This window comes from Mycobacterium sp. NGS27 (genome assembly GCF_059813005.1).
On record NZ_JCALDT010000003.1, the window covers coordinates 101,190 to 126,550 of the forward strand.

At 67.8% G+C, this 25,361-nt stretch carries 22 protein-coding genes and 1 pseudogene; 9 read left to right on the forward strand and 14 right to left on the reverse strand.

The window, feature by feature from the left end; genetic code table 11:
- Positions 1-39: 39 nt before the first annotated feature.
- Genes AC5Y30_RS09000 through AC5Y30_RS09010 form a run of 3 tightly spaced genes read left to right on the forward strand, consistent with a single transcriptional unit; the run spans position 40 to position 3,174 of the window.
- Positions 40-1,197 (forward strand): glycoside hydrolase family 3 N-terminal domain-containing protein, encoded by a 1,158-nt coding sequence (locus tag AC5Y30_RS09000; RefSeq protein ID WP_499917771.1) that lies wholly within the window; start codon positions 40-42, stop codon positions 1,195-1,197.
- A 59-nt stretch (positions 1,198-1,256) separates the two neighbouring features.
- A complete protein-coding gene (locus AC5Y30_RS09005) occupies positions 1,257-1,895 on the forward strand; it encodes a TetR/AcrR family transcriptional regulator (RefSeq protein ID WP_499917772.1) in 639 nt (212 codons plus the stop codon).
- A gap of 25 nt (positions 1,896-1,920) precedes the next feature.
- Positions 1,921-3,174: a chloride channel protein gene (locus tag AC5Y30_RS09010; protein WP_499917773.1), complete on the forward strand. Its 1,254-nt coding sequence runs from the start codon at positions 1,921-1,923 to the stop codon at positions 3,172-3,174.
- A gap of 7 nt (positions 3,175-3,181) precedes the next feature.
- Here AC5Y30_RS09010 and AC5Y30_RS09015 read toward each other — a convergent pair whose 3' ends face one another.
- Together AC5Y30_RS09015 and AC5Y30_RS09020 are read right to left on the reverse strand one after the other, a co-directional pair.
- Entirely contained in the window at positions 3,182-4,024 is an 843-nt protein-coding gene (locus AC5Y30_RS09015; RefSeq protein WP_499917774.1) for a MaoC/PaaZ C-terminal domain-containing protein, read from the reverse strand.
- Positions 4,025-4,033: 9 nt separating this feature from the next.
- The gene (locus tag AC5Y30_RS09020) at positions 4,034-5,398 is read right to left on the reverse strand and encodes a 3-oxoacyl-ACP reductase (protein ID WP_499917775.1); all 1,365 of its coding nucleotides are present in this window, start codon (positions 5,396-5,398) and stop codon (positions 4,034-4,036) included.
- Between the two features lie 152 nt (positions 5,399-5,550).
- Between AC5Y30_RS09020 and AC5Y30_RS09025 the strand changes: the two genes are divergently transcribed.
- Complete coding sequence (locus tag AC5Y30_RS09025) at positions 5,551-6,885, forward strand: acetyl-CoA C-acetyltransferase (RefSeq protein WP_499917776.1); 1,335 nt, start codon at positions 5,551-5,553, stop codon at positions 6,883-6,885.
- Between the two features lie 325 nt (positions 6,886-7,210).
- Here AC5Y30_RS09025 and AC5Y30_RS09030 read toward each other — a convergent pair whose 3' ends face one another.
- Positions 7,211-9,046 carry an acyl-CoA dehydrogenase gene (locus tag AC5Y30_RS09030; RefSeq protein ID WP_499917777.1) on the reverse strand — a complete coding sequence of 612 codons (1,836 nt, stop codon included), beginning with the start codon at positions 9,044-9,046 and terminating at the stop codon, positions 7,211-7,213.
- A gap of 199 nt (positions 9,047-9,245) precedes the next feature.
- Here AC5Y30_RS09030 and AC5Y30_RS09035 point away from each other — a divergent pair.
- Together AC5Y30_RS09035 and AC5Y30_RS09040 are read left to right on the forward strand one after the other, a co-directional pair.
- Positions 9,246-10,300: pseudogene (locus AC5Y30_RS09035) on the forward strand (isopenicillin N synthase family dioxygenase).
- A 59-nt stretch (positions 10,301-10,359) separates the two neighbouring features.
- Entirely contained in the window at positions 10,360-10,848 is a 489-nt protein-coding gene (locus tag AC5Y30_RS09040) for a flavin reductase family protein (RefSeq protein ID WP_499917778.1), read from the forward strand.
- Positions 10,849-10,861: 13 nt separating this feature from the next.
- Here AC5Y30_RS09040 and AC5Y30_RS09045 read toward each other — a convergent pair whose 3' ends face one another.
- The 4 genes from AC5Y30_RS09045 to AC5Y30_RS09060 form a co-directional block, all read right to left on the reverse strand.
- A complete protein-coding gene (locus tag AC5Y30_RS09045; protein ID WP_067123930.1) occupies positions 10,862-11,608 on the reverse strand; it encodes a succinate dehydrogenase/fumarate reductase iron-sulfur subunit in 747 nt (248 codons plus the stop codon).
- Entirely contained in the window at positions 11,605-13,524 is a 1,920-nt protein-coding gene (locus AC5Y30_RS09050; RefSeq protein ID WP_499917779.1) for a fumarate reductase/succinate dehydrogenase flavoprotein subunit, read from the reverse strand. Before AC5Y30_RS09050 ends, AC5Y30_RS09045 begins: the two co-directional genes overlap by 4 nt.
- A gap of 45 nt (positions 13,525-13,569) precedes the next feature.
- A complete protein-coding gene (gene sdhC, locus AC5Y30_RS09055; RefSeq protein ID WP_499917780.1) occupies positions 13,570-14,397 on the reverse strand; it encodes a succinate dehydrogenase subunit SdhC in 828 nt (275 codons plus the stop codon).
- 81 nt (positions 14,398-14,478) lie between these two features.
- On the reverse strand, positions 14,479-14,784 hold the full coding sequence (locus tag AC5Y30_RS09060) for an Rv0250c family protein (RefSeq protein ID WP_064953694.1): 306 nt from the start codon (positions 14,782-14,784) through the stop codon (positions 14,479-14,481).
- A 107-nt stretch (positions 14,785-14,891) separates the two neighbouring features.
- Between AC5Y30_RS09060 and AC5Y30_RS09065 the strand changes: the two genes are divergently transcribed.
- Positions 14,892-15,653 carry an isocitrate lyase/PEP mutase family protein gene (locus tag AC5Y30_RS09065; protein WP_499917781.1) on the forward strand — a complete coding sequence of 254 codons (762 nt, stop codon included), beginning with the start codon at positions 14,892-14,894 and terminating at the stop codon, positions 15,651-15,653.
- Positions 15,654-15,722: 69 nt separating this feature from the next.
- On the opposite strand, the gene AC5Y30_RS09070 is transcribed toward AC5Y30_RS09065, so the two are convergent.
- Positions 15,723-16,163: an Hsp20/alpha crystallin family protein gene (locus AC5Y30_RS09070; protein ID WP_499917782.1), complete on the reverse strand. Its 441-nt coding sequence runs from the start codon at positions 16,161-16,163 to the stop codon at positions 15,723-15,725.
- A 227-nt stretch (positions 16,164-16,390) separates the two neighbouring features.
- On the opposite strand from AC5Y30_RS09070, the gene nirB reads away from it, so the two are divergent.
- Positions 16,391-18,970, forward strand: coding sequence for a nitrite reductase large subunit NirB (gene nirB, locus AC5Y30_RS09075; RefSeq protein WP_499917783.1), 2,580 nt, complete (start codon positions 16,391-16,393; stop codon positions 18,968-18,970).
- A 10-nt stretch (positions 18,971-18,980) separates the two neighbouring features.
- The gene (gene nirD / locus AC5Y30_RS09080; RefSeq protein ID WP_499917784.1) at positions 18,981-19,349 is read left to right on the forward strand and encodes a nitrite reductase small subunit NirD; all 369 of its coding nucleotides are present in this window, start codon (positions 18,981-18,983) and stop codon (positions 19,347-19,349) included.
- Between the two features lie 15 nt (positions 19,350-19,364).
- Here the strand turns inward: nirD and AC5Y30_RS09085 are convergent, their stop codons facing one another.
- From AC5Y30_RS09085 to AC5Y30_RS09110, 6 genes are all read right to left on the reverse strand, one after another.
- Positions 19,365-19,817 (reverse strand): TetR/AcrR family transcriptional regulator, encoded by a 453-nt coding sequence (locus AC5Y30_RS09085; RefSeq protein ID WP_499917785.1) that lies wholly within the window; start codon positions 19,815-19,817, stop codon positions 19,365-19,367.
- Positions 19,818-19,895: 78 nt separating this feature from the next.
- Positions 19,896-20,663: a sirohydrochlorin chelatase gene (locus AC5Y30_RS09090; protein WP_499917786.1), complete on the reverse strand. Its 768-nt coding sequence runs from the start codon at positions 20,661-20,663 to the stop codon at positions 19,896-19,898.
- Positions 20,654-21,805, reverse strand: coding sequence for a uroporphyrinogen-III synthase (locus tag AC5Y30_RS09095; protein ID WP_499918230.1), 1,152 nt, complete (start codon positions 21,803-21,805; stop codon positions 20,654-20,656). The genes AC5Y30_RS09090 and AC5Y30_RS09095 overlap by 10 nt, the downstream gene beginning before the upstream one ends.
- A gap of 89 nt (positions 21,806-21,894) precedes the next feature.
- Entirely contained in the window at positions 21,895-23,307 is a 1,413-nt protein-coding gene (locus AC5Y30_RS09100; protein ID WP_499917787.1) for a nitrate/nitrite transporter, read from the reverse strand.
- Between the two features lie 365 nt (positions 23,308-23,672).
- Positions 23,673-24,584, reverse strand: a complete 912-nt coding sequence (locus tag AC5Y30_RS09105; protein WP_499917788.1) for a 5-oxoprolinase/urea amidolyase family protein — start codon at positions 24,582-24,584, stop codon at positions 23,673-23,675.
- Positions 24,585-24,651: 67 nt separating this feature from the next.
- Entirely contained in the window at positions 24,652-25,326 is a 675-nt protein-coding gene (locus AC5Y30_RS09110; RefSeq protein ID WP_499917790.1) for a 5-oxoprolinase subunit B family protein, read from the reverse strand.
- Positions 25,327-25,361: the final 35 nt, after the last annotated feature.

Sequence of the window (25,361 nt, forward strand, 5' to 3'; positions counted from 1 at the left end):
GAGCCGGGTACGAAACGCCCGTCGTGAAAGCATGGCCCGATGGCATTTTCGCGCACCTTCGCCGTGCTCGCAGTCGCGTTGGCGCTGGTGGCCGGCTGCGGCCACCACGCCGCACACCCGCCCCGCCCGTCGACTTCCACGTCAAGCAAGCCGGTGGCCGCCCCGGCGCCGCCGGTGTGCGCCGACCCGTCGGCGGTGCCGGCCACCCTGAACATCCGCGACAAGCTGGCCCAGCTCTTGATGGTCGGTGTGAAGAACGCCGACGACGCCCGGGCCGTCGTCAACGGCTATCACGTGGGCGGAATCTTCATCGGCAGCTGGACCGACCTGTCGATCTTCAAGGGCCCGCTGGCCGACATCACGGCCAAGGCGGGCCCCCTGCCGCTGGCCGTCAGCGTCGACGAAGAGGGCGGCCGGGTCTCGCGGCTGAAATCGCTGATCGGGACGTCGCCGCCGCCCCGGGAGCTGGCACAGACGCAAACCGTCCAGCAGGTGCATGACCTGGCCGCCGACCGCGGCAAGAAGATGCACGACCTGGGCATCACCGTCGACTTCGCGCCCGTCGTCGACGTCAGCGACGAGCCTGACGACGCCGTGATCGGCAACCGCTCGTTCGGCGCGGATCCGGCCACGGTCACCGACTACGCCGGGGCTTATGCGCAGGGGTTGCGGGAGGCCGGGCTGCTCCCGGTGCTCAAGCACTTCCCCGGCCACGGGCATGGCTCGGGTGATTCACACACCGGGGGTGTGGTCACGCCGCCGCTGGACAGTTTGCAGAACAGCGATCTGGTGCCCTACCGGACGCTGGTGGCCGCTGCGCCGGTCGCGGTGATGGTGGGCCACTTGCAGGTTCCCGGACTCACCGGCGACGCCCCGGCCAGCCTGAGCCCCGAGGCGGTGCAGCTGCTGCGCAACGGCGTCGGCTACAAGGGCCCGCCGTTCACCGGGCCGGTGTTCAGCGACGACCTGTCCAGCATGGCCGCCATCTCCGATCGGTACGGGGTATCGGAGGCGGTGCTGCGCAGCCTGCGGGCCGGCGTCGACGTCGCCCTGTGGGTCACCACCGACGAGGTGCCTGCGGTCTTGGACCGGTTGCAAAAGGCTGTCGCGTCGGGGGAATTGCCGGCCCAGCAGGTCGACGAGTCGCTGGTGCGGGTGGCGACGATGAAGGGCCGCAGCGCCACCTGCGGTCACTAGTGGGTGTGCCGCGGCGCCGCGTTGCTTACTCTTGAGTCAGATAGACGGAGAGGCATGCGATGGCGGGTGGTACCAAGCGGTTACCGCGTGCCGTCCGTGAGCAGCAGATGCTCGACGCCGCCGTGCAGATGTTCTCGGTCAACGGCTATCACGAGACCTCGATGGACGCCATCGCCGCCGAGGCGCAGATCTCCAAGCCGATGCTGTACCTGTACTACGGCTCCAAGGAAGACCTGTTCGGCGCCTGCCTGAACCGGGAGATGGGTCGGTTCATCGACGTCGTGCGCGCCGACATCGATTTCCGGCAGAGCCCCAACGACATGCTGCGTAACACCATCGCGTCGTTCATGCGTTACATCGACGCCAATCGGGCTTCCTGGATCGTGATGTACACCCAGGCCACCAGCTCGCAGGCGTTCGCCCACATGGTCCGAGAGGGACGCGAGCAGATCATCGAACTGGTGGCCGGGCTGATGCGGGCGGGTAGCCGCAACCCGCGCTCCGAGCGGGAGCACGAGATGATGGCCGTGGCCCTGGTGGGCGCGGGCGAGGCGGTCGCCAACCGGCTGTCCGCCGGCGACGTCGACGTCGAGGAGGCGGCCCAGCTGATGGTCGACCTGTTCTGGTACGGCCTCAAGGGCTCGCCGGCGGAACGCGAAGCGGCCGCGGCGGGCGGCTCGGACGCCGCGGGCGACTAGGCCTACCTTCGTGCAGGTGGCCCGGATGAGCGCCCCCGGCTCGGACCGCGGCAACCTCGACTTCTTTTGTGCGGTAACCATCGTCGGGTTGCTCGCCGGAGTCGCCGGATTGGCGACGACGTTCGTGCTGCGCGCTGTCCAGCACGCCACCTACCACTACAGTTTCGGCGCGTTACTGGCGGGGGTGGCCGCCAGCAGCCCGATCCGCCGGGTCGTAGGCCCGATGATCGGCGGCGCCCTGGCGGGCCTGGGGTGGTGGCTGTTGCGGCGCCGGGCGGAGGTGCCCCCACTGGCGCAGACCATCGCCGCGCGGGAGCCCGTGCCCAGGTTGTCGTGGAGCGTCGATGCCTTGCTGCAGGTGCTGCTCGTCGGGTCGGGCGCATCACTGGGGCGAGAAGGGGCGCCGCGTCAATTCGCGGCTGCGCTAAGCGATTTCGGCACCGGATGGCTCAAGCGGCTTTCACCGCATGATCGTGAGGTCTTGCTGGCCTGCGCGGCCGGGGCCGGGCTGGGCGCGGTGTACGCGGTCCCGCTGGCCGGGGCGCTGTTCTCGATCCGGATCCTGCTCAGCACCTGGCAGCCGCGCGCGGTGGGCGCGGCGTTTCTCTCCTCCGGCCTGGCGGTCGCCGTCGGCTCGGCGATCACCCGCGACCAGCCCAACCTGCAGTGGCCGATCGAGGAGTCGACGTATCTGCTGACCGCGCACGGATTGCTGCTGGCGCCGGTGGCTCTGGCGGTGGGGCTGGCCTTCAACCGGTTGATGGCCGCAGCGCGGCCCGCCCGTCCGATGCGCACGCCGATGCTGATCCCCGCGCTTGCCGCGGCGGGCCTGGTGATGGGGATCTGTTCGCATTGGTGGCCCGAGCTGCCCGGCAACGGCCGCAGCATCCTGACGGTCAGCCTGGCCAGCGGCATGACCTTGCTGTCGGCGCTGGCGATTCTGGCGCTGAAACCCCTTCTGACAGCGTTGTTTCTGCGGGCCGGCGGGGCGGGCGGACTGCTCACGCCCTCACTGGCGACCGGCGCGGCCGCCGGGTCCGCGCTGGTGCTGATGATCAACTGGGCGACGGGGACGCACCTGCACGTGCCGGCGGTGTCGCTGGCCGGCGCCGCGGGCGTGCTGGCGGTGACGCAGGGCTCACCGATCTGGGCGGCGATCTTCGTCTGGGAACTCGCCCGGCCGCCCCTGTGGCTGTTTTTGCTTTTCCTGCTGACCGCGACCAGCGCCCACGGTTTGAAAGTACTTGTACAGGGCCGCAGCCCGACGCACGCGGGCTAGCGGGACGCTAAAGCGCCCGGACAGTGCCGGTCAGGTGCGGGTAGCCCTTGGCGATGTTGCGCAGCGAAATGTCCCAGCCGCCATCGTGTTCATCGATGTAGAGCCCCGCGGTTGCGGGCAGCACCACCGGCTTGCCGAACCGCACCGAATAACGCACGGCATCGGGGATCTGCGCCTCGACATTCGCCAATACAGCTGCGGCGCTGAACATTCCGTGCGCGATCACCGTAGGGAATCCGAACAGTTTGGCCGCGACCGAGTTGGTGTGGATCGGGTTGTGGTCGCCCCCGACGTCGGCGTAGCGCCGGATCAGCCCCGGGCTGATGCGCAGCACAGTCGACGGTGGCGGTAGCTTGGGCTGCTTCTGCGGGGGCGGCTTGGGTTCGTCGGACAGGCTGGTCCGCTGCTGGTGTAAGAAGGTCGTCACCTGATGCCAGGCGGTGTCGTTGCCGACGCTGACGTCGGTCACCAGATCGACCAACAGACCCTTGCGGTGCTCGCGCAGGTTCTCGGCGTGCACGCGCACCCCGACGGTATCGGTGACCGCGATCGGGCGGTACTGCGTGATCTGGTTCTCGGTGTGCACCGATCCCATTGCGGCGAAAGGGAAGTCGAACCCGGTCACCAGCGACATCAGCGCCGGAAAGGTCAGCGCGAACGGGTAGGTCAGCGGGACGTGGTTGCCGTAGCGCAGGCCGGTCACCCCCGCGTACTCGGCCACATTGGCGCGGTCGATCGGCAGTTCCTCGATGGTCACCGTCCGGGTGGGCAACTCGCTGCCGCGCGACACCACCGGCAGGGCCCCGGCGGCCGCGCGCAACATGTTTTTCAGGCCGCTTGGCTGGTTCATGACATTCTCCTATGCGCCCAGCATCGCCTGGCCGCAGACGCGAATGACGTTGCCCGTCACCGCGTTTGAAGCCGGACTGGCGAAGTAGGCGATGGTTTCCGCGACGTCCACCGGCTGGCCGCCCTGCAGCAGCGAGTTCAGCCGGCGCCCGACCTCGCGGGTGGCCAGCGGGATGGCGGCCGTCATCTGGGTTTCGATGAATCCCGGCGCGACGGCATTGATCGTGATGCCCTTGTCGTAGAGCTGCGGGGCCAGCGACTGGGTGAGGCCGATCATCCCGGCCTTCGTGGTCGCGTAGTTGGTCTGGCCGCGGTTGCCGGCGATGCCTGCCATCGACGACAGGCCGATCACCCGACCACCCTCGCCGAGCGTGCCGTTGGACACGAGCCCTTCGGTAAGTCGCAGCGGGGCAAGCAGATTGACCGCCAGGACGGCGTCCCACCGAGCGTCGTCCATGTTGGCCAGCAGCTTGTCGCGGGTGATGCCGGCGTTGTTGACCAGCACGTCGGCGCGGCCGCCGTGGTGTTCGCGTAGGTGTTCGGTGATCTTGTCGACGGCGTCTTCGGCGGTGACGTCGAGCCACAGCGCGGTGCCCCCGACGCGGCTGGCGGTCTCGGCCAGCGCCTCGGCGGCCGATTCCACGTCGATCGCGACCACGCGTGCGCCGTCGCGGGCGAACACCTCGGCGATCGTCGCGCCGATTCCCCGCGCCGCGCCCGTGACGATGGCTACCTTCCCGTCCAGCGGTCGCTCCCAGTCCGCCGGGGGAGTGGAATCCGCCTCACCGACGTAGAAGACCTGGCCGTCGACGTAGGCGGACTTGGCCGACAGGATGAACCGCATCGTCGACTCCAGGCCCGTCGCAGCGGGTTTGGCGTCCGGTGAGAGATAGACCAGCGCCACCGTGGTGCCGTTACGCACCTCCTTGCCCAGCGAGCGCGTGAAGCCCTCCAGCGCGCGCTGCGCGATCTGCTCGTGCGGGCTCGCGGCGGCGTCGGGCGTGGTGCCGACCACGGCGACGCGCGCCGAATGGCCGAGATTGCGCAGCAGGGGGGTGAAGAACTCGTAGAGCCCCCTGAGCCCCTCGGGCGTGGTGATGCCCGTGGCATCGAACACCAGGCCGCCGAATTTGTCGGCCCAGCGACCGCCCAGGTTGTTGCCCACCAGGTCGTAATCGGCGTCCAGCGCCGCGCGCAGCGGTTCGACGACCCTGCCCTCCCCGCCGATCAGCAAGGCCCCGGCCAGGGGCGGTTCACCGGCGGAGTAGCGGCGCAGCGTCTCGGGTTGGGGGACGCCGAGCTGCTTGGCGAGAAACGATCCAGGACCGGAGTTGACGATCTGAGAGAACAGATCGGATGAAGCCTTGGGAGCCACCGGAGCTACCTTCCATATTCTTTCGAAGTCGGGGTATGCCTACAGCACAACCGTATCGAGGACGAACTTACTGCAGAGTAAGAACAGTGGGTAGTATGGCCCCAGACGGGCGACTCCCAAACCGATAGACCGCCAGAAACACGGAGAAAACAGTGGCCGCTGCAAGTTCTGAGGCAAGCAAGCAACGCAGTTCCGAGCGGCGGCCCGTGGCCGTCCTCGGCGGCAACCGCATCCCGTTCGCCCGATCCGATGGTGCCTACGCGGAGGCCTCCAACCAGGACATGTTCACCGCCGCCCTGGAAGGGCTGGTGGATCGCTTCGGGCTGGCCGGCGAGCGGCTGGGCCTGGTGGTCGGCGGTGCCGTCCTCAAGCACAGCCGGGACTTCAACCTGACGCGTGAATGTGTGCTCGGCTCGCAGCTGTCGTCCCACACCCCCGCGTTCGACCTGCAGCAGGCCTGCGGTACCGGGCTGCAGGCGGCCGTCAACGCGGCCGAGGGCATCGCGGCGGGACGCTACGACGTGGCCGCAGCCGGCGGTGTGGACACCACCTCCGACGCGCCCATCGGCCTGGGCGACAACCTGCGCCGCACGCTGCTCAAGCTGCGCCGCGCGAACTCCAACGTGCAACGGCTGAAGCTGGCGGGCACGCTGCCCGCGACGCTGGGCGTCGAGATCCCGGTCAACAGCGAACCCCGCACCGGGCTGTCCATGGGGGAGCACCAGGCGCTGACGGCGAAGAAGATGGGCATCAGCCGCGTCGCCCAGGACGAGCTGGCCGCCGCCAGCCATCGCAACATGGCCGCCGCCTACGACCGCGGCTTTTTCGACGACCTGGTCACGCCGTTCTTGGGGCTGTACCGCGACGACAACCTGCGCGCGGACTCGTCGGCGGAGAAGCTGGCGAAGTTGCGTCCGGTGTTCGGCGTGAAGGCCGGTGACGCGACGATGACGGCCGGTAACTCGACCCCGCTGACCGACGGCGCGTCGGTGGCGCTGCTGGCCACCGACGAGTGGGCGGCCGCGCATTCGTTGACCCCGCTGGCCTACCTGGTGGATTCGGAGACCGCGGCGGTCGACTATGTCAACGGGCGCGACGGCCTGCTGATGGCCCCGACCTACGCGGTGCCGCGGCTGCTCGCCCGCAACGGCCTGAGCCTGCAGGACTTCGACTTCTACGAGATCCACGAGGCGTTCGCGTCGGTGGTGCTGTGCCACCTGCAGGCGTGGGAATCCGAGGAGTACTGCAAGGAGCGCCTGGGGCTGGACGCCGCGCTGGGGTCGATCGATCGGTCCAAGCTCAACGTCAACGGGTCCTCGCTGGCCGCCGGCCACCCGTTCGCGGCCACCGGTGGACGAATCCTGGCTCAAGCGTCCAAGCAGCTGGCGCAGCGTAAGGCCGAGCAGAAGGGCGGCGGCACCGTGCGCGCCCTGGTCTCGATCTGCGCGGCCGGCGGCCAGGGCGTCGCCGCGATCTTGGAGGCCTGACGGCCCATCGGCCCTCGCCCGCGCGGGCTCGACGCCCGTAATGAGTTGGGTCACTCCTGGTTAGTCCCATCGGGGCGCGGGTATTCGACCCACCGGATGGCCCCGTGTTGTGGTCTGACCCCCCGACCCCGACGGCAATACGGGGCATCCCCCGAATGCGAGTGCCGGCCCGTTTCACGGACTGGCGTGCGAAAAGGGCCGCCGCTGGAGTGAGGGGATCCAGCGGCGGCCTTTTCGCTGCCGGGGGATTGCGCGGTTCGGCAAAAGACAAATCCCCCGCTTCGCGGTCGAAGCGGGGGATTTGCGCGTGGCGTTCGAGGTTGGCCTAGAAGGCGGCCTCGTCGAGCTCCATGATGTCGTTGTCCAGCGTGTCGATGACCTCGCGAGTGCTGGTCAGCAACGGCAGGAAGTTCTTCGCGAAGAACGATGCCACCGCGATCTTGCCCTCGTAGAAGGACTTCTCCTCGCCGCTGGCGCCGGCGTCGAGCGCCGCCACGGCAACCGCCGCCTGGCGCTGCAACAACCAGCCGATGACCAGGTCACCGACGCTCATCAGGAAGCGCACCGAACCCAGACCCACCTTGTACAGGCTGGTCACGTCCTCCTGCGCCGCCATCAGGTAGCCGGTCAGCGTCGCCGCCATCGCCTGCACGTCCTCCAGCGCCTTGGCCAGCAGCTCCCGCTCGGTCTTCAAGCGGCCGTTGCCGGACTCGCTGTCGACGAACTTCTGGATCTGCTCGGACACGTGCGCCAGGGCCTGGCCCTTGTCGCGGACGATCTTGCGGAAGAAGAAGTCTTGCGCCTGGATGGCCGTGGTGCCCTCGTACAGCGAGTCGATCTTGGCGTCCCGGATGTACTGCTCGATCGGGTAGTCCTGCAGGAAGCCGGAGCCACCGAAGGTCTGCAGGCTCTCGGTGAGCTTGGCGTACGCCTGCTCCGAGCCCACACCCTTGACGACGGGCAGCATCAGGTCGTTGACCTTGACCGCCAGCTCGGCGTCCACACCGTGCAGTGCCTCGGCGACGGCCGAGTCCTGGTAGGTCGCGGTGAACAGGTACAGCGCGCGCAGACCCTCGGCGTACGCCTTCTGGGTCATCAGCGACCGGCGCACGTCGGGGTGGTGCGTGATGGTCACTCGCGGTGCGGTCTTGTCGGTCATCTGGGTCATGTCGGCGCCCTGCACGCGAGACTTCGCGTACTCGAGCGCGTTCAGGTAACCCGTCGACAGCGTCGCGATGGCCTTGGTGCCGACCATCATGCGGGCCTGCTCGATCACCTCGAACATCTGCGCGATGCCGTTGTGCACCTCGCCGACCAGCCAGCCCTTGGCGGGGACGTCGTGCTGGCCGAAGCTCAGCTCGCACGTCGCCGATACCTTCAGGCCCATCTTGTGCTCGACGTTGGTGACGTAGACGCCGTTGCGCTCGCCCAGCTCACCGGTCTCGAAGTCGAACAGGAACTTGGGCACGAAGAACAGCGACAGGCCCTTGGTGCCCGGTCCGGCACCCTCGGGGCGCGCCAGCACCAGGTGGAAGATGTTCTCGAACAGGTCGCCGGAGTCGGCGGAGGTGATGAATCGCTTCACCCCGTCGATGTGCCAGGAACCGTCCTCCTGCTGAACCGCCTTGGTCCGCCCGGCGCCCACGTCGGAGCCGGCGTCCGGCTCGGTGAGCACCATGGTCGAACCCCAGCCGCGCTCGGCGGCCAGCTCGGCCCACTTCTTCTGCTCGTCGGTGCCGAGGTGGTGAAGGATCTGGGCGAAGCCCGCCCCTCCGGCGTACATCCACACGGCCGGGTTGGCGCCCAGGAGATGTTCGTGCAGGGCCCACAGCAGCGCCTTGGGAGCGGGCACGCCGCCCAGCGACTCGTCAAGGCCGACCTTGTCCCAACCCGCCTCGATGACGGCGCGAACCGACTTCTTGAAAGACTCGGGCAGCGTCACCGAGTGCGTCTCGGGGTCGAAGACCGGCGGATTGCGGTCGCCCTCGACGAACGACTCCGCGACCGGCCCTTCGGCCAGCCGGCTGATCTCGTTCAACATTTCGCGGGCGGTGTCGGCGTCCAGATCGCTGTATTCGCCTTGGCCCAATGCCTTGTCAACGCCCAGAACTTCGAACAGGTTGAACGCCTGGTCGCGGACGTTGCTCTTGTAGTGGCTCACTACGGTCCTCCTCGTTGAGAATGCCACTTGTGGTTGGGTACTAGGTCTAAGTTACCCACCAGTAACACCGCTAAAATATCGCTAGCGTCAGCGGTATGCAAGCCAATGTGAGCTAGATTTCATTGCCTAATTAACCAACCGGTTGGGAAGCTGCAGGTCACGCCCTGAAAATCGATTTACCTGCGGTGATGACGGGCACATGACCGATGTGCGCGGCGTCACTGCGCTGCCCTCGGAGCTGCCCGCAGTGGATCTGCGGGCCGACCCCGGCCGCCTGCGGGACGCCCTGCGCGTCGCCGGCCACGAGATCGGATTCTTCTATCTCACCGGTCACGGCGTGCCGCCGGAGTTGGTGACGCGGGTCCTGGACGCGGCCCGCCGGCTCTTCGCGCTGCCGCAACCGGACAAGGACGCCGTCGCCATGGTGCGCAGTCCCCACTTCCGTGGTTACACCCGGCTCGGCGCGAGTTGACCCGCGGGGAAGTGGATTGGCGCGAGCAGATCGACGTCGGGCCGGAACGACCTGCGATCGGTGGGCTGGACGGATCCGACTATCGGTGGCTGCAGGGCCCCAATCAATGGCCCGCCGCGCTGCCGGACCTGCCCGGGATCGTGGCGGAGTGGGACGCCGCGTTGTCCGCGGTGGCCCGCACCCTGCTGCGGCAGTGGGCGGCCGCGCTGGGCGGCCCGCCCGATGTGTTCGACGCCGCCTTCGCCGACGCGCCGGCCACGCTGATCAAGATCATCCGCTACCCGGGCCGCGCGGCCGGCCCGCAGGGCGTGGGCGCGCACCGCGACTCGGGGGTGTTGACACTGCTGCTGGCGGAACCGGGCAGCACCGGCCTGCAGGTGCGGCCGCCGGGAATCGGCCATTCGAACGGCGGCTGGATCGACGTGCCGCCGCGCGAGGGCGCATTCATCGTCAACATCGGTGAACTGCTGGAGGTGGCGACGCGCGGGTACTTACGGGCCACCGAGCACCGGGTCAACCTGCAGGGGCCGGCGGGCGACCGCATCTCGGTGCCCTTCTTCTTCAACCCCCGCCTGGACGCGCGGATACCGGTGCTGTCGCTGCCCGACGAACTCGAGGCACGCGCGCAGCGAATCGACGATCCCTCGGATCCGATCTTCGCGGTCTACGGCCGCAACGCCTGGAAGAGCAGGCTGCGGGCGCATCCGGATGTCGCCGCGGCGCACGGATATTCGGCAGAACGCTTAGAAAACGGGCGAGGGTGGCCGCGCCCGGGCGAGTGAAGCCGGGTAGGGTCAAATCCGACAAATCCCGTCTCCGGCTCTAGGGGCGAATAAGTCCGGTGAACTCGAATGACAAGTTGACAGCGTCGTCACTGCGGGAGGCCTTCGGTCACTTCCCGTCCGGTGTCGTCGCGATCGCCGCCGAAGTGAACGGAACGCGGGAAGGTTTGGCCGCCAGCACTTTTGTGCCCGTATCGCTGGATCCGCCGTTGGTGTCGTTCTGCGTGCAGAACACCTCGACGACGTGGCCCAAACTCAAGGATCTGCCGATGCTGGGGATCAGTGTGCTGGGCGAGGAACATGACGCGGCCGCGCGGGCGCTGGCCGCCAAGACCGGCGACAGGTTCGCGGGGTTGGAAACCGTCTCGCGTTCCACCGGCGCGGTGTTCATCAAGGGCACCGGCCTCTGGCTGGAAAGCGCGATCGAGCAACTCATTCCGGCCGGCGATCACACCATCGTGGTGCTGCGGGTCAGCGAGGTGACGGTGGACGCCGAGGTGGCGCCCATCGTGTTCCATCGAAGCGTCTTTCGCCGTCTCGGCGCGTAATCCTCGCGGAAGACTAGCGACGGAACAGCTTGTTACCGAGCCACACCACCGGGTCGTACTTGCGGTCGGCGACCCGCTCTTTCATCGGGATCAGCGCGTTGTCGGTGATCTTGATGTTTTCCGGGCAGACCTCGGTGCAGCACTTGGTGATGTTGCAGTAGCCCAGGCCGTGCTCGTCCTGAGCGTCGTTGCGCCGGTCGCGGGTGTCCAGCGGGTGCATTTCCAGCTCGGCGATTCGCATCAAAAAGCGTGGGCCGGCGAACGCCTTCTTGTTCTCCTCGTGGTCGCGCACCACGTGGCACACGTTCTGACACAGGAAGCACTCGATGCACTTGCGGAACTCCTGGGAGCGTCCGACGTCTTCCTGCGCCATCCGGTATTCGCCGGGCTGCAGGTCCTTGGGCGGCGCGAAAGACGGTATCTCGCGGGCCTTTTCGTAGTTGAACGAGACGTCGGTGACCAGGTCGCGGATCACCGGGAACGTCCGCAGCGGCGTGACGGTGACCACCTCGTCCTCGGCGAAGGTGGACATCCGGGTCATGCAGAGCAGCCGCGGCTTGCCGTTGATCTCCGCCGAGCAGGAGCCACACTTGCCCGCCTTGCAGTTCCACCGGACCGCCAGATCGGGCGTCTGCGTCTGCTGCAGGCGATGGATGATGTCGAGGACGACCTCGCCCTCGTTGACCTCGACCGTGAAGTCCTGCAAACCGCCGTCGGCGTCGTCGCCGCGCCACACCCGCATCGTCGCGTTGTAGGTCATTTGCCACTCCGTCCCGGGTGCCCGGCGAGTTCTTCGTCGGTGTAGTACTTCTCCAGCTCGGCGATGTCGAACAGCTCCAGCAGATCGGGCCGCATCGGCGTCTGATCCTTCTTCGTGATGGTGATGTCCGGAATCACCTCGTCGCCCTCGGCCGCCTCGCACACCAGCAGCACCTTGCGCCACGACGAGTCCATCGACGGGTGGTCGTCGCGGGTGTGCCCGCCGCGGCTCTCGGTGCGCTGCAGCGCGGCCTTGGCGACGCATTCGCTGACCAGCAGCATGTTGCGCAGGTCGATGGCGAGGTTCCAGGCCGGGTTGTATCGCCGCTGCCCCTCCACGTGCAGGTTCTTGAACCGCGCCCGCAGCTTGTCCAGCCGCGCCAGGGCCTCCGTGATCTCGTCGGACTTGCGGATGATGCCGACCAGGTCGTTCATCGACTGTTGCAGTTCCAGCTGCAGGGTGTAGGGGTTCTCCCCGGCGGCGCCGTTGGCCGGCGCGTCAAAGGGTGACAGCGCCCGCTTCGCCGCCGCCTCGACGGCGTCGTCGGCGATGGCCGGACGGCTGCTCAACGCCCGCACGTAGTCGGCCGCGCCCAGACCGGCGCGCCGGCCGAACACCAGCAGGTCCGACAGCGAGTTGCCGCCCAGCCGGTTCGAGCCGTGCATGCCGCCGGAGCATTCGCCGGCGGCGAAGAGCCCGGGGACCGTGGCGGCGCCGGTGTCGGCGTCCACCTCGACGCCGCCCATCACGTAGTGGCAGGTCGGCCCGACTTCCATGGGCTCCTTGGTGATGTCGACCCCGGCCAGCTCCTTGAACTGGTGGTACATCGACGGCAGGCGGCGGTTGATCTCCGCCGGGGTCAGTCGCGACGCGATGTCGAGGAAGACGCCGCCGTGTGGGCTGCCCCGTCCGGCCTTGACCTCGGAGTTGATCGCGCGCGCGACCTCGTCGCGGGGCAACAGGTCCGGGGTGCGGCGGGCCGAGTCGTTGTCCTTGAGCCACTGGTCGGCTTCTTGTTCGGACTCCGCGTACTGGCCCTTGAACACCGACGGGATGTAATCGAACATGAACCGCTTGTCGTCCGAGTTCTTCAGCACCCCGCCGTCGCCGCGAACGCCCTCGGTGACCAAGATCCCCTTCACACTCGGCGGCCACACCATGCCCGTCGGGTGGAACTGGACGAACTCCATGTTGATCAGCGACGCGCCCGCGCGCAGGGCCAGTGCGTGGCCGTCGCCGGTGTACTCCCACGAGTTCGAAGTGACCTTGAACGACTTGCCGATGCCGCCGGTGGCCAGCACCACCGCGGGCGCCTCGAACAAGATGAAGTTTCCGCTTTCGCGGATGTAGCCGAACGCCCCGGCGATCGCGTCGCCGTCCTTGATCAACTCGGTGATCGTGGTTTCGGCGAACACCCGGATCCGGGCTTCGTAGTCGCCGAGCTCGGCGAAATCCTCCTGCTGCAGCGACACGATCTTCTGCTGCATGGTGCGGATCAGCTCCAGGCCGGTGCGGTCACCGACGTGGGCCAGCCGGGGGTAGGTGTGCCCACCGAAGTTGCGCTGGCTGATCTTGCCGTCCTTGAGGCGATCGAACAGCGCGCCATAGGTTTCCAGCTCCCAGACGCGGTCCGGGGCTTCCTTGGCGTGCAGTTCGGCCATGCGCCAGTTGTTGAGGAATTTCCCGCCGCGCATCGTGTCGCCGAAGTGGGTCTTCCAGTTGTCCTTCGGGTTGGTGTTGCCCATGGACGCCGCGCAGCCACCCTCGGCCATCACCGTGTGGGCCTTGCCGAACAGCGACTTGCACACCACCGCAACCCGCAAACCCCGTTCGCGCGCTTCGATGACCGCACGCAGCCCGGCGCCGCCCGCACCGATCACGACCACGTCATACGTGTGCCGCTCGATTTCAACCATTGAAACCCTCGCTAGCTAAATTCTGATTGATGTCGAAATGGCTTGTCAGCCAACAAATCTCAGGTCTGGGATGGTGCCGCTGGCCACCAGCGCGATGTAGAAGTCGGTGAGCATCAGCGTGCCCAGCGTGATCCAGGCGTACATCTTGTGCCGGGTGTTGATGACGCTGACCTGCGTCCAGATCCAGTACCGCACAGGGTGCTTGGAGAAATGCTTGAGCCGGCCGCCGGTGACGTGCCGGCAGGAGTGGCACGACAGCGTGTAGATCCAGAGCATGATGACGTTGCCGAGCAGGATCAGATTGCCCAGACCGAAACCGAATCCGCCGGGTCCGCTGTCGGAGTGAAACGCGACGATGGCGTCGTAGGTGTTGATCACCGAGATGATGCCGGCGATGTAGAAGAAGTACCGGTGCGTGTTCTGGATGATCAGCGGGAACCGCGTCTCGCCGGTGTAGTGGGCGCGCGGCTCGGCCACCGCGCAGGCGGTGGGCGACTGCCACACCGTGCGGTAGTAGGCGCCGCGGTAGTAGTAGCAGGTCAACCGGAACAGCAGGAGGAACGGCAGCGACAGCGCCGCGTACGGCAGCCACCACACGTCGGGAAGGAACTGCGGCCAGATGTCGCCGGCCTCACCGCAACCCTTGCTCACGCACGGCGAGTAGAACGGCGTCAGGTAGTGGTATTTGGGGACGAAGAAGTAATTCTGTTGAAACGCCCGCGCTGTCGCATAGATAAGGAAGGCGGCGAAGCCGAGATCGATTCGCAGCGGCGACATCCACCACCGGTCGGTGCGTAGGGTGCGTTGCTGGATACGGGCGCGCGTGGGTGAAAAGACACCGGACGCAGGACGGTTCGCCGTTGGTGCGCTCATTTAGTGTGTTCCTCTTCGAACGGGCTGTAGGTCGAAGGGTACACAGAGGAAAGCCCCCCTTTTCTGGGGGGCTTGGGTTGTTCAGGCCCTGTTGTGACCGCCGACACCCTCGTCGTCGACGTCGCGCCAGAATTCGCTGTCGTACTGGGTGTCTGGAATGACGATCTTCTCGCCGGACTGCTGCACGGTGGCGCCGGCCAGGTCCAATTCGGACACGTCGGTGTCGAGCAGGTCGACGTCGGACATGATGCGGTCGGCGTCGATGACGATGCGCCGCATGGCCGGGCTGTCACCGTATCGGGCCCGCAGGGAACTCACGCACCGCCGCAGGCCGCCGATGAGGTCGTGGAGTTCGGCGAATTCGGTCGTGCCAGTCGTGCTCGTCAACGGATCTCCTCGGCAGTGTTTCGGATCACAGTACGCCCTCGATACTATCCACGGCACACGCCACACGTCAGTTTTGTTGAGCCCGGATGCCGAGGGAGCAGACACTTATGACGGGACGCACCCCGCCGGCCGAGCGGGCCGCCACGCTGCTGAAACTGCACCGGCCGGGTGACCCGGTCATCCTGCCGACCGTGTGGGATGCCTGGTCGGCGCGGCTGGCCACCGGCGCCGGATTCGCCGCCCTGACGGTGGGCAGCCACCCGATGGCGGACTCGATCGGCAAACCCGACAACGAGGGCATGTCGTTCGACGACGTCCTCGCCCGGGTCGCCCAGATCACCGCCGCCGTCGATGTCCCCGTGTCGGTGGACATCGAGTCCGGTTACGGGCAGCCGCCGGCCCGGCTGATCGAGGGCCTGCTCAGCGCCGGGGCCGTCGGGCTGAACATCGAGGACACCGTGCACTCGGAGGGCAAGCGGTTGCGGTCGGCCGGCGAACACGCCGAGCTGGTCGGCGAGCTGCGGTCGGCCGCCGACGCGGCCGGGGTGCACGTCGTCATCAATGCCCGGACGGATCTGTTCGTGCGCCAGGACGGCGAGGCGTCCGATCGCGTCGAGCGGGCGGTGGCACGGCTGAATCAGGCGGCGGCCGCCGGCGCCGATGTGCTCTATCCGGTGGGCCGCCACGACCCCGACACGTTGCGGCGCCTCACCGCGGAGCTGGAGTTGCCGGTCAACGCGATCGCGCTGCCCGACCAGGACGACCCGGCGACGTTCGGTCCGCTGGGTGTGGCGCGCATCAGTTTCGGGCCGTTCCTGCAGGCCGCGCTGGCGACCCGGGCCAAGGAGCTGCTGGCCCGCTGGGGCTGACGCGCCGAATCCGGCGGAGCCGTTGTGACGCCGCCGGATTCGGCTGTTTCTCTCCGAACTGGCCGGAGACTATTTGGTGATCTCGATGCGCTGCGCCTGGTTGTCGGCGTATGCACCGGCGACCCGCACTGTCAGCACGCCGGCGTCATAGGTGGCCGTGATGGCATCGCCGGTGACGTGGCCGGGCAGCTGGAACGACCGGCGGAACGCTCCGTACCGGATCTCCCGCAGCGTGCGGCCTTCCTTCTCTTCCGAACGCTGATCGCGGTGCTCGCCGTGGATGACCAACCGTCCGCGGTCGACCTCCACGTTGACGTCCTGGTCGACGTCAACGCCCGGGAGCTCGACCCGTACGATCGCGTCGTCGCCGTCCTTGACGATCTCGGCGGCGGGCTTGAAGCCGCTGGTCGCCGGGGTGTTCCAGTCCGCCGCGGCGGCGGGTCCGAAAAAGTCGCGCAACCACCGGTCGGTGTCCCAGGCCGGCCGCGACCACAATGCGAGGCTGCTCATGGCGCTTCCCTTCTAATTCCTTGAACTTGATTGTGAGATTCCTGTGACCGGTGCCTGTTCGACCGGCTACTAGGTCAAACATGAGTCGACCCCGCTGAAGTTCCACCTTGTCGTTCGCCGGCAGCGAACGATCAATCACAGGCCTTCCTGTGAGTTGTGAGATCCTCGTCATAGGACCGTCACATTGGGCGAAAAGAACGTAATTTCTGGCCGTTACTCTCAAAGCCATGTCTGCAGACGGGATTTCGCGCGCCAGCTGTGCGCGTCGTCACATCATCGTAGTCGGACATGGCATGGTAGGGCACCGATTCGTCGAGGCGCTGCGCGCCCGTGACGCCGAGGGACTCTGGCGCATCACGGTTTTCGCCGAGGAGACCGACGCCGCCTACGACCGCGTCGGCCTGACCTCCTACACCGAAAGCTGGGATCGCAAGCTACTGGCGTTGCCCGGCAACGAATACGAGGGCGACGAGCAGGTCCGCCTCGTGCTCAACCAGCGCGTCACCGAAATAGACCGCGCCGCAAAGACAGTGACGACGGCGGACGGCCAGCGGCACGCGTACGACACGTTGGTCCTGGCGACCGGGTCGTACGCGTTCGTGCCCCCGGTGCCGGGCCACGACCTGCCCGCATGCCACGTGTACCGCACGCTCGACGACCTCGACGCCATCCGCGCCGACGCCCAGCGCACAGTCGAAACCTCGCACGCCACCGCGGGTGTCGTGATCGGCGGCGGCCTGCTGGGCCTGGAAGCCGCTAACGCGCTGCGCCAGTTCGGGTTGCAGACCCACGTCATCGAGATGATGCCGCGGCTGATGGCCCAGCAGATCGACGAGGCCGGCGGTGGGCTGCTGGCCAGGATGATCGGCGAGCTCGGTATCTCGGTGCACGTCGGCACCGGAACCGAATCGATCGAGGCGGTCGAGCATTCGGACGGCACCACCTCGGTGCGGGTGAGTCTGACCGACGGCCAGGTCATCGACGCCGGTCTGGTGATCTTCGCCGCCGGCATCCGGCCGCGCGACGAGCTCGCGACCGCCGCCGGACTGACGCGCGCCGAGCGTGGCGGGGTGCTCACCGACGTGGCTTGCCAGACAAGCGATCCCGACATCTACGCGATCGGCGAGGTCGCCGCGATCGGCGGTCGGTGCTACGGCCTGGTGGGTCCCGGCTACACCTCCGCCGAGGTGGTGGCCGACCGGCTGTTGGACGGCGTCGCGGAGTTCGGCGAGGCGGACCTGTCCACGAAGCTCAAACTGCTGGGCGTCGACGTGGCCAGCTTCGGCGACGCGATGGGGACCACCGAGAACTGCCTCGAGGTCGCCATCAACGACGCGGTCAACCGCACCTACGCCAAGCTCGTGCTCTCCGACGACGCCAAGACGCTGCTCGGCGGCGTGCTGGTCGGTGACGCCTCGTCCTACGGCGTGCTGCGGCCCATGGTCGGCAGCGAGCTGCCCGGCGACCCGCTGGCGCTGATCGCACCGGCCTCCTCCGGCAGCGGCACCGCGTTGGGCGTTGGGGCGCTACCGGATTCGGCGCAGATCTGCTCGTGCAACAACGTTACCAAGGGCGATCTGAAGTGCGCGATCGCCGACGGCTGCGCCGATGTCCCCGCGCTCAAGGCGTGCACCTCGGCGGGCACCTCGTGTGGGTCATGCGTCCCGCTGCTCAAGCAGCTGCTGGAAGCCGAGGGCGTGGAACAGTCCAAGGCGCTCTGCGAGCACTTCAGCCAATCGCGCGCGGAGCTTTTCGAGATCATCTCCGCCACCGAGATCCGCACCTTCTCCGGGCTGCTGGAGCGCTTCGGCCGCGGAAAGGGTTGCGACATCTGCAAACCCGTGGTCGCCTCCATTCTGGCCTCCACCGGGTCGGACCACATCCTCGAAGGCGAGCAGGCCTCGCTGCAGGATTCCAACGACCACTTCCTGGCCAACATCCAGAAGAACGGCAGCTACTCGGTGGTGCCCCGGGTCCCCGGCGGGGACATCAAGCCGGAGCACCTGATCCTGATCGGCCAGATCGCCCAAGACTTCGGGCTCTACACCAAGATCACCGGCGGGCAGCGGATCGACATGTTCGGCGCGCGGGTGGACCAACTGCCGGAGATCTGGAAGCGCCTCGTCGACGGTGGCATGGAATCGGGTCACGCGTACGGCAAGGCCTTGCGCACGGTGAAGAGCTGCGTGGGAACCGACTGGTGCCGTTACGGGCAGCAGGATTCGGTGCAGCTGGCCATCGATTTGGAACTGCGCTACCGCGGCTTGCGGGCACCGCACAAGATCAAGATGGGCGTCTCGGGCTGCGCGCGAGAGTGCGCCGAGGCGCGGTCCAAGGACGTCGGCGTCATCGCCACCGAAAAGGGCTGGAACCTGTACGTCGGGGGCAACGGCGGCATGACGCCCAAACACGCGCAGCTGCTGGCCAGCGACCTGGACACCGAAACGCTGGTCCGCTACGTCGACCGGTTCGTCATGTACTACATCCGGACGGCCGACCGGCTGCAACGCACGGCGCCGTGGGTCGACTCGCTCGACGGCGGGCTCGACCACGTGCGCGAGGTGGTGTGCGACGACTCGCTCGGCCTGGCCGGGGAATTCGAGGCCGCAATGGAGCGGCACGTCGAGAACTACAAGTGCGAATGGAAGGGCGTGCTGGACGACCCGGACAAGCTGTCACGGTTCGTGTCGTTCGTCAACGCCCCGGACGCCGTCGATTCGACGGTGGCGTTCACCGAGCACGCCGGCCGCAAAATCCCTGTGTCCATTGGCATGCCGCGGGTCCGTGCGGCGACAACGGAGGAATGAGGAACCGATCATGACACTTCTCAACGACATTGCGGTGTGGACCAGCGCGTGCGCGTACGAGCACCTCATTCCGGGTCGCGGCGTCGGCGTGCTGCTCGACGACGGTTCCCAGGCGGCGTTGTTCCGGCTCGACGACGGCTCGGTGTACGCGGTCGGCAACGTCGACCCGTTCTCCGGGGCCGCGGTGCTTTCCCGCGGGATCGTGGGTGACCGCGACGGCTGCGTCACGGTTCAGTCGCCCATCTTGAAGCAGGCGTTCTCGCTCGAAGACGGTTCCTGCCTGGATGATCCGACCGTTTCGGTGCCGGTGTACCCGGTGCGGATCACCGACGACGGCTACGTTCAGGTCGCGCGCGACTACCAGCCGCGGGCCGCCTGAGGCCGAACGCCGGGTTCAGCGGGTGATGTCGCCGACCAGGTAGCGCTGCATCGTCGGCCCGATCGCGTCGACGAGTGCGTCTACCGGCATGGAGTGCAGCGGCTCGGATCGGATGCCGTAGCGCATGATGCCCAGGCCCACCAATTGCGAGGCGCACAGCGAGGCCCGCAGGGCCGCCTTGTCGGCGCCCAGAATCTTCAGCAGTGGGCCGAAGACGGGTCCGATGAACATGCCCTGCACGATTTCGGCGGTCTTCGCCATTCCCGTCGACGCGACGGCACTGGCCGCGAACGGGCCGCCGCCGGCGGCGTCCCACGTCGTGATCAGCATGCGCAGGGTGCGCCGGCCCACCTGATTGGCACCGCCCGTCACGATCCGGTCGATGAATTCCGGTGTGCCGAAGGGCAACCGCAGCATCTTGGCGACCGGGTCGAGGATCCCATGCGACTGCTCTTCGCGGCGGGGCATGGTGCCAGGATCGCCCGTCGGCGACCAAAGATCAAGGAACGCCGAGCACCGGCGCGCCTCGCCGGCAGGCGATTTGCGCTAGGGAACGGCAATTGTGGTTCGAGGGTGGGCCGGCTGATGCGGGCTCGATCGGCGCGACGCGTGCCGGGCCGTCCGGGCGAGGACCGGCGGCAGCGCCCGGCGAAATCGGTTCGCGACCAGCCGCGCGAGCCCCGGGTGGGTGCCCAGCGGCTCGCTGACCAGGTCGGCGCCACACCCGTGCAGCCGTTGTTGGAACAGGCCGTCGGCCAGTAGATACGAAGCGACCACGACGCGTCCGCCGGTGCGGCGCGCCCGTGCCCGATCCACGGCCTCTGGCACCGGCGGATCACCGGTGGCCGCGAACGCCAGGCTCACCCGGGACCCGGTCAGCGCCGACAACAGCGTCGCCGTGGTGTGCAGATCGGCGCGGGCCTTGTCGTCGGATGTCCCCGCGGCCGCCAGGATCACCGAATCGCCCGGCCGCCAACCGCATTTCAGCAGTTGATCGCCGACGATCCGGGCGATCTGACCGCTCGGGCCCAACGCGGGGGTGACGGTCACGTTCGGGTGTCCACTGATCTCGACGTGTGACGGCAGGTCCGCTCGTACGTGGTATCCGCGCGACAGGAACGCGGGCACCACGATGGCGGGCCGTTCGGCGGCCTTCGCGCGCGCCAGGACTTCGCTGGGGGTGGGGCCGAGAACATCCACGAAGGCAACGTCTACCGTGCCGCGGACGAGCGTACTCACCTGTGCCGCAAGGTCTTCGATCATCGCAACGCCACCCGGCCTGCGGGTGCCGTGGGCTACCAGGATCAATGCCATGTGGAGTCTCCCGGATGGTCGACCGCGAGCCGGTAACCGCGCTTGACCACGGTCGCGACGATGTTCTTGTCGCCCAGCGCCGTTCGCAGCCGCAGCACTGCGGTATCGACGGCGTGGGGATCATTGCTGTTGCCGGGAAGTACCCGCAGCAAGTCGTTGCGTGCGACGACATCGCCGGGACGTTGTGCCAGTGCGCGCAGGGTAGCCATGCTCGATCCCGACAGCGACTGCACCGACCCGTCGACCAGCACGCACGTTCCGCGGATCTCGATGTCGTGCCCGGCCGCGCGGATGGTGCACGACCGCAGCGGCGGGAGCTCCTGGGCGATGTGACGGGCCAACGCGCCCAACCGCATTCGCTCGGGCGAGGACGTCGGGATCCCCGCGCGGATCAACGGCTGGGCGGTGACCGGGCCGACGCACATCGCATGCACGTCGCTGCGAAGCGCTTGCAGCAGTTGGTCTTCGATGCCCAGCTCGCGGCTGCGTTCCAGCAGCGCCGCGCCGGCGGGCGCCGAGGTGAAGGTCACGGCGTCGAATTGCCGGCGCGCGACCGAGGCGACGAGTTGGTCGAAGTCACCGCCGGCCGGCGTCGGCTTCCACCGGTACACATGGATGGGAACCACCTGCGCGCCCGCCGCCCGCAATCCGTTGATGAACTCCGGGAAGGGATCCCAACCGTCGGCCGCACCGTGCAGCTGGACGGCGATGCGCTTGCCGGCGACGTCCGACTCGAGGAGGTAGCGCAGGACTTCGCGCGACGACTCTGACTTGGGGGACCACTCCTCGTGCAGCCCGGCGGCCCGCAACGCGCCGGTCGCCTTCGGGCCGCGCGCCACGATCCGCGACTTGGCAAGCGACGCCAGCAGCTGGGTCGCCAGCCCCCAGCCGTCGGCCGCGGCGACCCAGCCGCGGAAGCCTATGCCGGTGTGCGCCACCAAGATATCGGGTGGTTCGGCGATCACCGCTTCGGTGTGATTCTGCAGTTCGGCGTCTTCGGGCAGCGCGATGATGTTGATGGCCGCGGCGCTGGAGACCTCCGCGCCGTTACGGCGCAGCAACGCGCACAGCTCCTCGGCGCGGTTCGCCGACGTGACGGCGATCCGGTAGCCGGTCAGCGGCGCGGAGTCTGGTGGGGCCAGTTGGGGGGCCATATGAATTGTGTATGCCTGCGACGTTTCGGTTGCGTTACCTGTCAATTGCTGTGGCATTGCCCGTGTTGCGAGTCCGCTCACACGCGGGCGGCCTCGGTATCCGGCGCCGATCCGGACAAGCCCGGGGCGGACGCGGGACGGCGTACGTAGACCACCCACGTCATGATCGCCGCGACGATGTACGAGCTCAGAAAGACCCAGTAGGCAGATGTTTCCGTGCCGGTGCTCAGGTACGACTGGCGCAGCGCCAGGTTGATTCCCACGCCCCCCAACGCCCCGACGGCCGAACAGATGCCGATCAGGGATCCCGACATGGCGCGGGCCCAATGACGGCGCTCGTCCTCGCTCGTGTCCAGCGACCGACTGCGCGCCTCGTAGACCGAGGGGATCAGCTTGAAGACCGAGCCGTTGCCCATGCCGGACAGGACGAACAGCACCATGAAGCCGGTGACGTAGCCGATCATGCTGGCGGAGTGCGCCGCGGCGTGGTGATCGTCGAGGGTGCTGACGGTGACCAGAAGCCCGGCGGCCACGGTCATGCCGGCGAGTACGCCCAGGGTGACGCGGCTGCCGCCGACGCGGTCGGACAGCCGGCCGCCGTAGATGCGTGCCAGCGAACCCAGCAGTGGCCCGATGAAGGCCACCTGGGCGGCGTGTAGGGCCGCATGTTTGGCGCTTTCCCCGCTTTCGGCGAAGTTGACCTGCATCACCTGCCCGAAGGCGAAGGAAAATCCGATCCAGGAGCCGAACGTGGCGATGTAGAGCAGCGAGATCACCTGGGTATCGCGCTCGAACAGGATCGAGCGCATGGTGCTCAACCGGGTGCCGTGGTGAATGTCGTCCATGAACGACGCGGCCGCGATACCGACCATGGTGAGGAACACCAGATACACAGCGCAGACCCAGTACGGCGCCTTGTGCCCGGCCGCGGCCAGCGCCAGCAGGCCGACCAGCTGGATCACCGCGACCCCGACGTTGGCGACGCCGGCGTTGATGGCCAGCGCGCCGCCCTTGAGCCGCTGCGGATAGAAGGCGTTGACGTTGGCCAGCGAGGCCGCGTAATTGCCGCCGCCGAGCCCGGTCATGGCCGCGCACACCACGAACAACCACAGCGGCAGACCGGGATTGGCCAGCAACACAATCGTGAGGGCCGTCGGGATCACTAACACGAAGGCCGAGAACGTCGTCCAGGTGCGGCCGCCGAAGGCGGCGATACCCAGGGTGTAGGGAATGCGGACACAACCCCCGACCAGGGTCGCGACCGCGCCGAGCAGCAGCTTGTCGCCGGCGGAGAAGCCGTAGACGGAACCGGGCATGAACAGCGCCATCACCGGCCACAGGGTCCAGATCGAAAACGCCACGTGGTCACCGGCAATGGTGCACAGCAGGTTGCGGCGGGCGATGTTCTTGTTGCCGGCCTCCCAGGCCGCCGCGTCCTCCGGATTCCAGTCCGCCTGTCTCCCAACGACCTCGAACCGGTTGGCGCGCATACAGATTCCTCTCCTCCGGTCTCACGAAATCGCCGCATCCGGCCGCCGCCGTGCCAGGGGTCACCGCGCTCGCCCGATACCGGGAGAGCTGTTCAGGGGCGGCTTTCGACACTTGGGCACCCCAGATCATGGGGCATGCCTTGCCGTGCGGTCCGATGCTCACATTTACGACGCGAGCGGGTCAACCGGAGGGGGCCGTTATCGGCTGTTAGTTGTTTACCAATTGTCTGGTAGATCCCTGGGGGCTGCTCAGCGCGCGAGTGTGCGGTTCATCCAGCCTGAATCGGCACCGCCACCAAGTGATTTCACGCATAGGCGCGTGCTCGTGTGAGCTGGAATACGGTGCCGTCCCGGCACCAAATGAGTTAGGAAAAGGGCCAACTCGCGGCACCGGAGTGGGCGCCGACCAAAGCCCTGGGCCGCGCCCAGTGCAGCCGCACCGCCTGGCCGGGCCGGACCTGGGCGATCTTGTCCACGTCCTCGTCGACCACCACCCCGATCACCGGATAGCCGCCGGTGACCGGATGGTCGGGACCCAGGATCACCGGTAAACCGTTGGGCGGCACCTGGATTGCGCCGCGGGTAGCACCCTCGCTGGGCAGCTGCCGGTCAGGATAGCAGTGCTGCAGCGGCCGGCCCGTCAGCCGCATCCCCACCCGGTCGGTGCGATCGGACGCCATCCAGTACGTGTGCACCAAGCGGTCTGGCTCGACGAACCAATCGTCACGCGGCCCGGGCACCACGAACAGGTCGACGGCGCCCCCGGTGATGGCCGCGACCGGCGCCTGGTCCAATTCGGGATAGGCATCGGTGTGCTCGCCGATGGGCAGGCGGTCGCCGCTCCGCAGCGGCGCCGGCCCGATGCCCGACATCACGTCGTAGCTGCGCGAGCCCAGCACCGGGTCCACACAGATGCCGCCGCGGATCGCCAAATAGCTACGCAGGCCCGCGCGGGGCACGCCCAGCGAGATCACCTCGCCATCGCGCACATGGTGAATGCTGTTGGTGCCGAACTTGATTCCGTTGACCGTCGGGTCGGTGTCCGCACCCGTCACCGCGATGTCCACGTCACCGCCGGTGACCCTGGCCGCGAAGCCACCGAACGTCACCTCCACGGTGGCACGGTCGTCGGGATTGGCCACCAGCCGGTTGGCCAGCCTGTGCGCGCGCCGGTCGGCGGCTCCGGACCGGCTCACCCCCAGGTGGGCAAGCCCCGGGCGACCGCGGTCTTGGAGGACGGCGAACGGTCCGGTGCGCAGGATCTCCAGGATTGGCACGGCTCTCTCCTTAGCTATGGTGGCGTACCGCTTCGCCCGGCTACGTCGCGCTCACGATCGCCACCGACTAGACGGCCCGGAACTGAACCCACATGCCCTGCGTCAACAACGCGGGGTTCGGGCGCTGCAGATCCCACAGCGCGGCGTCGGTGTGGCCGATGAGTTGCCAACCCCCGGGGGACCGGCGCGGATACACGGCGCTGAATTCACCGGCCAGGCCCACGGAACCCGACGGCACGGAGGTGCGCGGCTCCGGGCGGCGCGGCACGCGTAGCCGCGGGTCGCCGTCGACCAGATAGGCGAAACCGGGTGCGAATCCGCTGAATCCGACCCGCCACGGCGTGGCGGTGTGGGCGTCGATCACCGCCGCGATGCTCAAACCGGTGTGGCCGGCGACCTCGGCGAGGTCGGGACCGTCGTAGACGACGTCGATCACCACGTCGGCGCGGCGCTCCGAGGAGGCGTCCGGGGTGGCGGCCACGCGCAGCTTACGCAGCCGCTGTCGGATGACGCCTTGGTAGCGCGGGCCGTCCAGCTTCACCAGCACGGTGCGGGCCGCCGGGACGACGTCGACCACGCCCGGTATCGCCGCGTCGCGCAGCGCGTCGGCCCATGCCAGCACCTCAGCGGTACTGCCGCATTGCACCATCAGCGCGCGGTCGCCGTAGTCCACAACGGTGTTGCCGACGAGGTCGGTCGGCAGGTGGTGGGCGAGGTCGCCGCTAAGATCCGTCACGCTCATTACTCGACGGTAACTCCGGGATCGGCGCCTGTGCG

Excerpts from the sequence above, each read along its gene's own strand:
- AC5Y30_RS09000 (WP_499917771.1), top strand. The coding sequence starts at position 40 with ATGGCATTTTCGCGCACCTTCGCCGTGCTCGCAGTCGCGTTGGCGCTG.
- AC5Y30_RS09005 (WP_499917772.1), top strand. The coding sequence starts at position 1,257 with ATGGCGGGTGGTACCAAGCGGTTACCGCGTGCCGTCCGTGAGCAGCAG.
- AC5Y30_RS09010 (WP_499917773.1), top strand. The coding sequence starts at position 1,921 with ATGAGCGCCCCCGGCTCGGACCGCGGCAACCTCGACTTCTTTTGTGCG.
- AC5Y30_RS09015 (WP_499917774.1), bottom strand. The coding sequence starts at position 4,024 with ATGAACCAGCCAAGCGGCCTGAAAAACATGTTGCGCGCGGCCGCCGGG.
- AC5Y30_RS09045 (WP_067123930.1), bottom strand. The coding sequence starts at position 11,608 with ATGACCTACAACGCGACGATGCGGGTGTGGCGCGGCGACGACGCCGAC.
- AC5Y30_RS09050 (WP_499917779.1), bottom strand. The coding sequence starts at position 13,524 with ATGGTTGAAATCGAGCGGCACACGTATGACGTGGTCGTGATCGGTGCG.
- sdhC (WP_499917780.1), bottom strand. The coding sequence starts at position 14,397 with ATGAGCGCACCAACGGCGAACCGTCCTGCGTCCGGTGTCTTTTCACCC.
- AC5Y30_RS09065 (WP_499917781.1), top strand. The coding sequence starts at position 14,892 with ATGACGGGACGCACCCCGCCGGCCGAGCGGGCCGCCACGCTGCTGAAA.
- AC5Y30_RS09070 (WP_499917782.1), bottom strand. The coding sequence starts at position 16,163 with ATGAGCAGCCTCGCATTGTGGTCGCGGCCGGCCTGGGACACCGACCGG.
- nirB (WP_499917783.1), top strand. The coding sequence starts at position 16,391 with ATGTCTGCAGACGGGATTTCGCGCGCCAGCTGTGCGCGTCGTCACATC.
- nirD (WP_499917784.1), top strand. The coding sequence starts at position 18,981 with ATGACACTTCTCAACGACATTGCGGTGTGGACCAGCGCGTGCGCGTAC.
- AC5Y30_RS09085 (WP_499917785.1), bottom strand. The coding sequence starts at position 19,817 with ATGCCCCGCCGCGAAGAGCAGTCGCATGGGATCCTCGACCCGGTCGCC.
- AC5Y30_RS09090 (WP_499917786.1), bottom strand. The coding sequence starts at position 20,663 with ATGGCATTGATCCTGGTAGCCCACGGCACCCGCAGGCCGGGTGGCGTT.
- AC5Y30_RS09100 (WP_499917787.1), bottom strand. The coding sequence starts at position 23,307 with ATGCGCGCCAACCGGTTCGAGGTCGTTGGGAGACAGGCGGACTGGAAT.
- AC5Y30_RS09110 (WP_499917790.1), bottom strand. The coding sequence starts at position 25,326 with ATGAGCGTGACGGATCTTAGCGGCGACCTCGCCCACCACCTGCCGACC.